At 70.8% G+C, this 8,864-nt stretch carries 8 protein-coding genes; 5 read left to right on the top strand and 3 right to left on the bottom strand.

Annotated elements, in window-relative coordinates; all coding sequences use genetic code 11:
• Positions 1–25: 25 nt before the first annotated feature.
• Positions 26–916, bottom strand: a complete 891-nt coding sequence (locus tag VK92_RS12610; RefSeq protein WP_021159274.1) for a LysR substrate-binding domain-containing protein — start codon at positions 914–916, stop codon at positions 26–28.
• Positions 917–1,067: 151 nt separating this feature from the next.
• Between VK92_RS12610 and VK92_RS12615 the strand changes: the two genes are divergently transcribed.
• From VK92_RS12615 to VK92_RS12630, 4 genes are all read left to right on the top strand, one after another.
• The gene (locus VK92_RS12615; protein ID WP_027788397.1) at positions 1,068–1,841 is read left to right on the top strand and encodes an SDR family NAD(P)-dependent oxidoreductase; all 774 of its coding nucleotides are present in this window, start codon (positions 1,068–1,070) and stop codon (positions 1,839–1,841) included.
• Between the two features lie 154 nt (positions 1,842–1,995).
• Positions 1,996–3,444: an MFS transporter gene (locus VK92_RS12620; protein WP_048026128.1), complete on the top strand. Its 1,449-nt coding sequence runs from the start codon at positions 1,996–1,998 to the stop codon at positions 3,442–3,444.
• Between the two features lie 69 nt (positions 3,445–3,513).
• The gene (locus VK92_RS12625; protein WP_048026129.1) at positions 3,514–4,470 is read left to right on the top strand and encodes a 2-hydroxyacid dehydrogenase; all 957 of its coding nucleotides are present in this window, start codon (positions 3,514–3,516) and stop codon (positions 4,468–4,470) included.
• Between the two features lie 10 nt (positions 4,471–4,480).
• Complete coding sequence (locus VK92_RS12630; protein ID WP_048026130.1) at positions 4,481–5,539, top strand: L-idonate 5-dehydrogenase; 1,059 nt, start codon at positions 4,481–4,483, stop codon at positions 5,537–5,539.
• 107 nt (positions 5,540–5,646) lie between these two features.
• Here VK92_RS12630 and VK92_RS12635 read toward each other — a convergent pair whose 3' ends face one another.
• Positions 5,647–6,846 (bottom strand): MFS transporter, encoded by a 1,200-nt coding sequence (locus VK92_RS12635; RefSeq protein ID WP_042974892.1) that lies wholly within the window; start codon positions 6,844–6,846, stop codon positions 5,647–5,649.
• Between the two features lie 312 nt (positions 6,847–7,158).
• On the opposite strand from VK92_RS12635, the gene cynR reads away from it, so the two are divergent.
• Positions 7,159–8,049, top strand: a complete 891-nt coding sequence (cynR, locus tag VK92_RS12640) for a transcriptional regulator CynR (protein WP_048026139.1) — start codon at positions 7,159–7,161, stop codon at positions 8,047–8,049.
• Between the two features lie 36 nt (positions 8,050–8,085).
• Here cynR and VK92_RS12645 read toward each other — a convergent pair whose 3' ends face one another.
• Positions 8,086–8,808: a FadR/GntR family transcriptional regulator gene (locus VK92_RS12645; protein WP_081052479.1), complete on the bottom strand. Its 723-nt coding sequence runs from the start codon at positions 8,806–8,808 to the stop codon at positions 8,086–8,088.
• Positions 8,809–8,864 lie beyond the last annotated feature (56 nt).

An 8,864-nucleotide genomic window follows, 5' to 3' on the forward strand; every position in this document is an offset into this window, starting at 1 on the left:
CGGCCCGGTTTTCCGGCCGGGTTTTTTATTGCCCGGCGTTCGCCGTCACGTGTTCGAGCGCGTCGACGAACGCGCGCTTCAGCGGGCTGTCGAGATCGGTCCACGCGAGGCCGATACCGGTACGGTGCCCGGCCAGGTCGAGCGGCCGCGCGAGCACGTTCGGCGGCAGCGCGCTGGCAGCCTCCGCCGGCATCAGCCCGATTCCCATCCCCGCCGCGACGAGCGCGAGCATCGTCGTGAACTCCCCGAACTCCTGCGCGATCTCGAGCGTCGTGCCCGCGCGGCTCAGCGCGAGCAGCATGTCGTCGTGAAAGCCCGGCGCGTAGCGGCGCGCGAGCACGAACGCGGGCTGGCCGCGCAGCGCGGCCGGCGGGATGGCGTCGTGCGCGGCGAGCGGATGGTCGAGCGGCAGCGCGACGACGAAGCCTTCCTCGAGCACCACGCGCGTGTCGATGCCCGCATACGCGGCCGGCAGCCGGATCATCCCGAAATCGATCCGCCGGTCGCGCAGTGCGGCGACCTGGTCGGGCGTCGGCATGTCCTTCAGTTCGAGCGTGATCAGCGGATAGCGCTCGCGCATCGTGCGCAGCACGGCCGGCAGCAGCGCGGGCAGCACCGACGACACGAACGCGATCCGCAGCGTGCCGATCTCGCCGCGGCTCGACAGCCGCGCCATCTGTTCCGCGCGCGCGGCCTGCTGCAGCGTGGCGCGTGCCTCGGGCAGGAACACACGCCCCGTCTCGCTCAGTTCGACCTTGTGCCGGTCGCGCTCGAACAGGCGTGCGCCGAGTTCTTCCTCGAGCGCCTTGATCTGCATGCTCAGCGCGGGTTGCACGATGAACAGGCGCTGCGCGGCGCGCCCGAAATGCAGCTCTTCCGCGAGCGTGACGAAGGCGCGCAATTGCTTGAGTTCCATGGGCGGCGGGCAGGCGTGGGCGGTAATCAGATTTCATGATAACCGGATCAAAAAAGACCATTGGCGCGGTGCCCGGCCGGCGGCCGAAGATACCGTCAACACGAGACCGGTCGCGATGGGCCGCCGGCTCGACTGGCACGAGGAGACACGCATGACCCACGCGCTCGAACGGTTCCGCCTCGACGGCCGCCGCGCACTGATTACCGGTTCCGGACGCGGGATCGGGCTGACGCTCGCCCGCGGGCTGGCCGAAGCCGGCGCGGCGATCGTCATCAACGATCGCAATGAGGAGAAGGCCGCGACGCTCGTGCGGCATCTGCGCGAGGAAGGCTTCACGGCCGACTACGCGGTATTCGACGTCGCCGAGCACGCGCAGGTGCGTGCGGCGATCGACGATTTCGAGGCGCGCGTCGGCGCGATCGACATCCTCGTGAACAACGCGGGCATCCAGCGCCGCGCGCCGCTCGACGCATTCGAACCCGACGACTGGCAGGCACTGATGCGCGTGAACCTCGACGGCGTGTTCAACGTCGCGCAGGCGGTGGCGCGGCACATGATCGCGCGCGGTCGCGGGAAGATCATCAACATCTGCTCGGTGCAGAGCGAGCTCGCGCGGCCGACGATCGCGCCGTATGCCGCGACCAAGGGCGCGGTGCGGATGCTGACCAAAGGGATGTGCGCCGACTGGGCGCGCCACGGCATCCAGGCGAACGGCCTCGCGCCCGGCTATTTCGAAACCGAACTCAACCGCGCGCTGGTCGACGACGCCGCGTTCTCGGACTGGCTGTGCAAGCGCACGCCGGCCGGCCGCTGGGGGCGCGTCGACGAGCTGTGCGGGGCGGCGATCTTCCTCGCATCGGCCGCGTCCGATTTCGTGAACGGCCAGACGCTGTTCGTCGACGGCGGCCTGACCAGCGCCGTCTGAGCGGCGGCGCGAGCGCGCCATGCGCGCAGCGCCGTTGCGCCGGCCGCGGCCGGCATCCGAATTCCCAGAAGAGCCCGCCGCACGAGCGGGCCGATGTCCCGGTCGCGGTACGCGGCCGGGTTCCGGAACGGAAGGCAGGAGACAGGAGACAACGATGGATCGCATTTCCCCGCCGCCCGCGCGGCACGATGCAGGGTCCGGTGCGCCGGGCGAGACCGTCGAGCGCCGCGGCGTCGACACGAAGCAGCTCAACCGCGCGGCATGGACCTGCTCGCTCGGCAGCGCGCTCGAATACTACGATTTCGCGTTGTACACGCTCGCATCGGCGCTGGTTTTCGGGCCGCTGTTCTTTCCCGCGCAGACCGCCGAGATGCGGCTGATCGCGAGCTTCGGCACCTACTTCGTCGGCTTTGCGGTGCGCCCGCTCGGCGGGGTCGTGTTCGGCGTGCTCGGCGACCGGATCGGCCGCAAGTTCGTGCTGACGGCGACGGTGCTGCTGATGGGCGTCGCGAGCACGCTGATCGGCGTGCTGCCGACCTTCGAAACGGCGGGCTACTGGGCCCCCGGGCTGCTCGTGCTGCTGCGCATCCTGCAGGGCCTCGGTGCCGGCGCCGAGCAGGCCGGCGCCGCGGTACTGATGACCGAATACGCGCCGCCCGGCAAGCGCGGCTTCTATGCGTCGCTGCCGTTCCTGGGCATCCAGCTCGGCACGGTGCTGGCGGCCGCGGTCTATTTCCTGCTGCTCGCCAACCTCGACCGCGTCACCGACGGCTGGGGCTGGCGCGTGCCGTTCCTGTTCAGCGCGGTGATCGTCGCGGTCGGGATCTACATGCGCGTGCGGCTGCACGAGTCGCCGACCTTCGTGCGGCTCGAGAAGCGCGCGCAGGTATCGGCGAATCCGCTGAAGAGCGCCGTGCAGCATTCGAAGCGCTCGCTGCTGATCGGCATCGGCCTGCGGATGGCCGAGAACGGCGGCTCGTCGATCTACCAGGCGCTCGCCGTCAGCTATCTCGCGGGCGTGATCGGCATGAAGGGGCCGATCGGCGCGCTCGCGCTGGTGTGCGCGGCGACCGTCGGCGCGTGTACGGTGCCGCTGGCGGGCCGGCTCAGCGACCGCTTCGGCCGCGTGCGCGTGTATCGCGCGTTCGCGTGGCTGCAGCTCGCGCTCGCGTTCCCGGTGTGGTGGATCTTCAGCCAGGGGAACGTGGTCGCGAGCGTGATCGCGATCTCGGTCGCGCAGGGCTTCGCGAACTGGGGGATGCTCGGCGCGCAGGCCGCGCTGCTGCCCGAACTGTTCGGCGCGCGCCATCGCTACATGGGCGTGTCGTTCTCGCGCGAAGTGTCGGCCGTGCTGGCGGGCGGGATTGCGCCGCTCGTCGGCGCGACGATCATCGCGACCGTGATCGCGCTGCACGGCGGCGATCACGCGGCCGGCGTGCGCGCCTGGGTGCCGATCGCCGCGTACCTGGTGCTGCTGACGCTGATCACGCTGTTCACGACGTCGCGGATGCCCGAAACGCTGAACCGCGATCTCGACGATCCGCTCGACGCGGCGCAGGTGGCGCAGGCCCCGGGCGCCGATGCGCTCGCGCGGCACGCATGAACGGGCCGGGCGGCTGACGCGGCCCGGCCTGCCTTCGTATTCCACTTACCTCGACAGGAGCAAGCGCAGATGGCGCACGAATCGACCCAGCGGCCCGAACTGCTGATGACGGGCCCTTACCAGCCGTGGGACGACGCATGGCTGTCGGCAGGTTATGACGTCCACCGGCTGTGGGAAGCCGCCGACCGCGCGGCGTTCCTCGCCGAACACGGCGCCGGCGTGCGCGCGATCGCGACACGCGGCGATCTCGGCGCGAATGCCGCGCTGATCGCCGCGCTGCCGAAGCTCGAGATCATCGCGTGCTACGGCGTCGGCACCGATGCGATCGACCTGGCCGCCGCGCGCGAGCGCGGCATCCGCGTGACGAACACGCCCGACGTGCTGACCGGCGACGTGGCCGACCTCGGTGTCGGGCTCGCGCTCGCGCTGATGCGCCGCATCGGCGCCGGCGACGCGTACGTGCGTTCCGGCGCCTGGCGCGACGGCGACATGCCGCTCGTCACGCGGCTGTATGGCAAGCGCGTCGGCGTGGTCGGCTTCGGCCGGATCGGCTCGACGATCGCGCGCCGGCTGTCGGGCTTCGACGTCGAGCTCGGCTACTTCGACGTCGCGCCGCGCGCGGACAGCCCGCACCGCTTTTTCGGCGACCTCGCCGAGCTGGCCGGCTGGTGCGACCTGCTGATCGTCACGCTCGCGGGCGGGCCGGCGACGCGTCACCTCGTCGGCGCCGCCGTGCTCGATGCGCTCGGGCCGCAAGGCTATCTGGTGAACGTGTCGCGCGGCACGACCGTCGACGAACCCGCGCTGCTCGACGCGCTCGAGCGCGGTGCGATCGCCGGTGCGGCGCTCGACGTGTTCTGGAACGAGCCGCGCATCGACCCGCGTTTCCTCGCGTTGCCGAACGTGCTGCTGCAGCCGCACCATGCGAGCGGCACGATCGAGACGCGCCAGGCGATGGGCTGGCTGGTGCGCGACAACCTTGCCGCGCACTTCGCCGGCGTGCCGCTGGTCACGCCGGTCGTCTGAGGAGGCTGTCATGCGTATGCGTTGCATGTGTGTTGTGATCCACGGGCCGAACGACCTGCGGGTGGAAGAGCAGGACGCGGGCGAGATCGGCCCGGGGCAGGTGCGCGTCGAGGTCGCGATGGGCGGCATCTGCGGCTCCGATCTCCATTACTTCCGGCACGGCGGCTTCGGTGCGATCCGGCTGCAGCAGCCGATGGTGCTCGGCCACGAGGTTGCCGGCACGGTCGCGGAAGTCGCGCCGGACGTGACGTCGGTGAAGGTCGGCGATCGCGTTGCGGTCAATCCGAGCCGGCCGTGCGGTGCGTGCCGCTACTGCCTCGAAGGGCTGCCGAACCAGTGCCTCGACATGCGCTTCTACGGCAGCGCGATGCGGATGCCGCACGTGCAGGGCGCATTCCGCAACGCGCTCGTGTGCGACGCGGCGCAGTGCGTGAAGGTCGCCGATCACGTGCCGATGTCGCTGGCGGCGCTCGCCGAACCGTTCGCGGTCGGGCTGCACGCGGTGTCGCGCGCGGGCCCGCTGATCGGCAAGCGCGTGCTCGTGTCGGGCTGCGGGCCGATCGGCGTGCTCGCGGTCGCGGCGGCGCGCGTGCACGGCGCGGCGGAGATCGTCGCGACCGACGTCGTCGAGGCGCCGCTGGAAGTGGCGAGCGCGCTCGGCGCCGACCGCACGATCAACGCGGCGGCCGACGCCGGATGGGTCGAGCGCTACAGCGCCGACAAGGGCACGTTCGACGTGATGATCGAGTGTTCGGGCAATGCGCGCGCGCTGCGCGACGGGCTGGACGTGATGCGTCCGCGCGGGGTCGTCGTGCAGCTCGGGCTCGGCGGCGACGTCAGCCTGCCGCAGAACGTCGTGGTCGCGAAGGAGCTGTCGATCTGCGGTTCGTTCCGCTTTCACGCGGAATTCGCGCTCGCGGTGCAGCTCATCAATGCGGGGCGCGTCGACCTGCGGCCGGCCGTCACGCGCGTGTTCCCGATGCGCGACGCGAACCTCGCGTTCGAACTGGCCGGCGACCGGCAGCGTGCGATGAAGGTGCTGATCGATTTCGTCGACGAGGCTGCGTGACGGTCGCGCACTGGCGCGCGACTGTCTCGACGCGATCGTGAAAAGGGCACGCCCGCGCTTCGCGGGGCGTGCCCTTTTTCATGGTGACGAGAAAACGCCCCGCTGAATTACTGCGTGACCTGCCGCACGCCGACGCGCTGCGACGCGAGCCACAACACGACCAGCACGCCCGCGAGCGCCGCGCCCGCGATGCACACGCCGCGCCAGCCGTCGATGCCGTACGCGACGCTCGCCGCGAACGACCCGAGCGCGCCGCCGATGAAGTAGCTCGTCAGGTAGATCGTCGTCACGCGGCTGCGCGCGTTGCCGGCCAGCGCATAGATCACGCTCTGGTTCGAGATGTGGACGCCCTGCACGCCGACGTCGAGCAGCAGGATGCCCGCGATCAGCGCCGCGAGCGAGTGCGCGCCGGCCGCGATCAGCGCGAACGACGCGAGCACGGCCGCCGCGAACAACCCCGTCGCCGCATTGCCGTGTCCGCGATCGACCAGCCGGCCGGCCGACGTCGCCGCGAGCGCGCCCACCGCGCCGACGACGCCGAACAGGCCGATCTGCCCTTCGGAATAGCTGTACGGCGGCTGGCTCAGCAGGAACGTGAGGCCCGTCCACAGCAGGCTGAAGCACGCGAACACGAGCGCGCCGTAGGCGGAGCGCAGCGCGATCAGCGGTTGCGCGCGCACCAGCGCGACGAGCGACTTCATCAGCGCCGCATAGTCGACGCGCGCGTCGCGGCGATCCTTCGGCAGCTTCACGGCGAGCACGGCCGTCAGCGCGAGCACCATCACCGCGGCGATGCCGTACACGGCCCGCCAGCCGAACCCGTCGGCGATCGCACCGGCCGCGACGCGCGCGAGCAGGATGCCGAGCAGCAGCCCGCTCATCACGGTGCCGACCGCGCGGCCGCGCGAGCGCGCGTCGGCGAGCGACGCCGCGAACGGCACCAGCAGCTGCGTCGAACAGGTGACGAAGCCGACCGCGACGTTCGCGACGACGAACATCGTGAAGTTCGTGCTGAACGTGACCGCGGCCAGCGCGACGACGTTGAGCATCAGCAGCCGCACGATCAGCGTGTGGCGGTTGACCGCGTCGCCGAGCGGGACGATCAGCAGCAGGCTCGCCGCATACCCGAGCTGCGTCAGCGTGACGAGATAGCCGAGTTCGGTCGGCGCGCGGCCGAAGCTGTGCGCGATCGCGGCGAGCAGCGGCTGCGCGTAATAGATGTTGCCGATGACGATGCCGCACGCGCACGCGAACAGCAGCGTCATGCCGCGGGTCAGGGGAGGATGGTTGTCTTGATGCGGTTCCATGGTCGCGAAAAACAGCGGCGCCGGCCGGCGGCACGGGGCCGTCGGCTGCGCGGGGTGACGGAAATCGGGGCCGGCGTCAACGGATCGGCGGTGAACCGATGCGCGCCGGGCGGATCGCGGCCGGGCCCGGATCGGGCGGGCGGCGGATCGTCGTGCGGCGGGCGCAGGCAGGCGGGCCCGGGCGGGCCGTTCCGGTGCGGAAGGCAGATGCGATGTGCCGGAACGGATGTGCGTATGATGCGGGAATCGAATCATAGCGTCCAAGACTGGATCGTTATGGTCTTCATTGGCAAAACCAATACACCGGCCGCCATGCTACTGCGCCACATCCGCTATTTCCTGGCCGTCGCCGAGCAGCGCAGTTTCACGCGCGCGGCCGACGCGCTGCACGTGTCGCAGCCGACGCTGTCGCAGCAGGTCCGCCAGCTCGAGGACACGCTGGGCGTGCAGCTGTTCGACCGCTCGGGCCGCGCGGTGCAGCTCACCGAGTTCGGCGAGGTCTATGCGCGCCACGCGCGTGCCGCGCTGCATGAGCTCGATACGGGGCAGCGCGCGCTGCACGACGTCGCCGGCCTCGGCAGCGGGTCGTTGCGGCTCGCGATGATGCCGACCTTCGCGGCCTACCTGAGCGGCTCGCTGATCGACGCGTTCCTTGCCGACTATCCGAACGTCGCGCTGACGATCGACGCGATGCCGCAGGAACGCATCGAGGCGCTGCTCGCCGACGACCGGCTCGACGCGGGCTTCGCGTTCATGCCGCCGCGCGCGCCGGACGTCGACGCACTGCCGCTGTGGGACGAGCCGCTCGCGCTCGTGACGGGCCGCACGCACCGTCTTGCGCGGCGGCGCCGCGCGCTGACGCCGGCCGAGCTCGGCGGCGAGCCGCTGGTGCTGCTGAGCCGCGCGTTCGCGACGCGCGAGAGCATCGACCGCTATTTCATCGAGCACGGCGCGAGGCCGAAGATCGCGATCGAGACGAATACGGTCAGCGCGGTGCTGGAGCTCGTGCGGTGCGGCCGGCTCGCGACGGTGCTGCCCGACGCGGTCGCGCGCGAGAGTGCCGACCTGTGCGCGCTGGAGATCGATCCGCCGCTGCCCGCGCGCACGGCTGCGCTACTGACACGCAAGGGTGCGTACCGCAGCGTCGCGGCGCGCGCGTTCATCGAGCGTGCGCTCGCGTATCGGGACCCGTCGGGAGGTTGACCGGTACGACGGGGCGGCGCGCGGCCGCCCGGGCCGTCAGATGCGCGGTGTCGGGAAGAAGATGCCCGCGCGCTGCGCGGCGTTCGCGATGTGCGTTTCGATCGCGGTGCCCGCGGCGGCGGCATCGCGTGCGATCAGCGCGTCGACGATCGCGCGGTGCTCGGTCCACGTCGACAGCAGCAGCTCGCGCCGGTAGAACGGCATGCGCTGGCTTTCCTTCATGATGTCGGCGCTGCTGCGCAGGATCGATTCGATCGCCGCGTTGCCCGCGAGATGGATGATCCGCATGTGGAAGTCGAAGTCGAGCTGCGATGCCGCGTCGAGCTCGCTTTCGGTGAGCGCGACGTGCAGGTCGGCGAGATTGTCCTCGAACCACGCGATGTCGTCGTCGGTGACGACGTGCGCGGCCATTCGCGCGGCGAATCCTTCGAGCGCGTAGCGCATCTGGTAGGTATCGGGCGGCGACGACTGCTCGGCGAACCGCCACGCATGGGCGGCCGTGGCCTGCGCGCTTTCGACATACACGCCCTTGCCCGCGCGGATGCGCAGCATCCCGAGCGCCTCGAGCGTCGACAGCGCCTCGCGCAGCGACGCGCGGCTGATCTCCAGCTCCTCGGAGAGCTGGCGCTGGGCCGGCAGCAGGCTGCCGACCGGATACACGCCTGCCTCGATCCGGTCGCGGATCGTCGCGATGGCGGCGTCGGTCACGGTGTGCGGAACGTTTTTCATGAGGTGAACTTTGGCCGGTCTGACCGGCATTGTAATCCGCACGCAGGCGGTGCATGAACGCCCTACGGGAAAGCCACGATCTGCCC

Origin of the sequence: Burkholderia sp. LK4, from assembly GCF_001043615.1 — a bacterium.
In the GTDB taxonomy this organism is placed as follows: domain Bacteria; phylum Pseudomonadota; class Gammaproteobacteria; order Burkholderiales; family Burkholderiaceae; genus Burkholderia; species Burkholderia cepacia.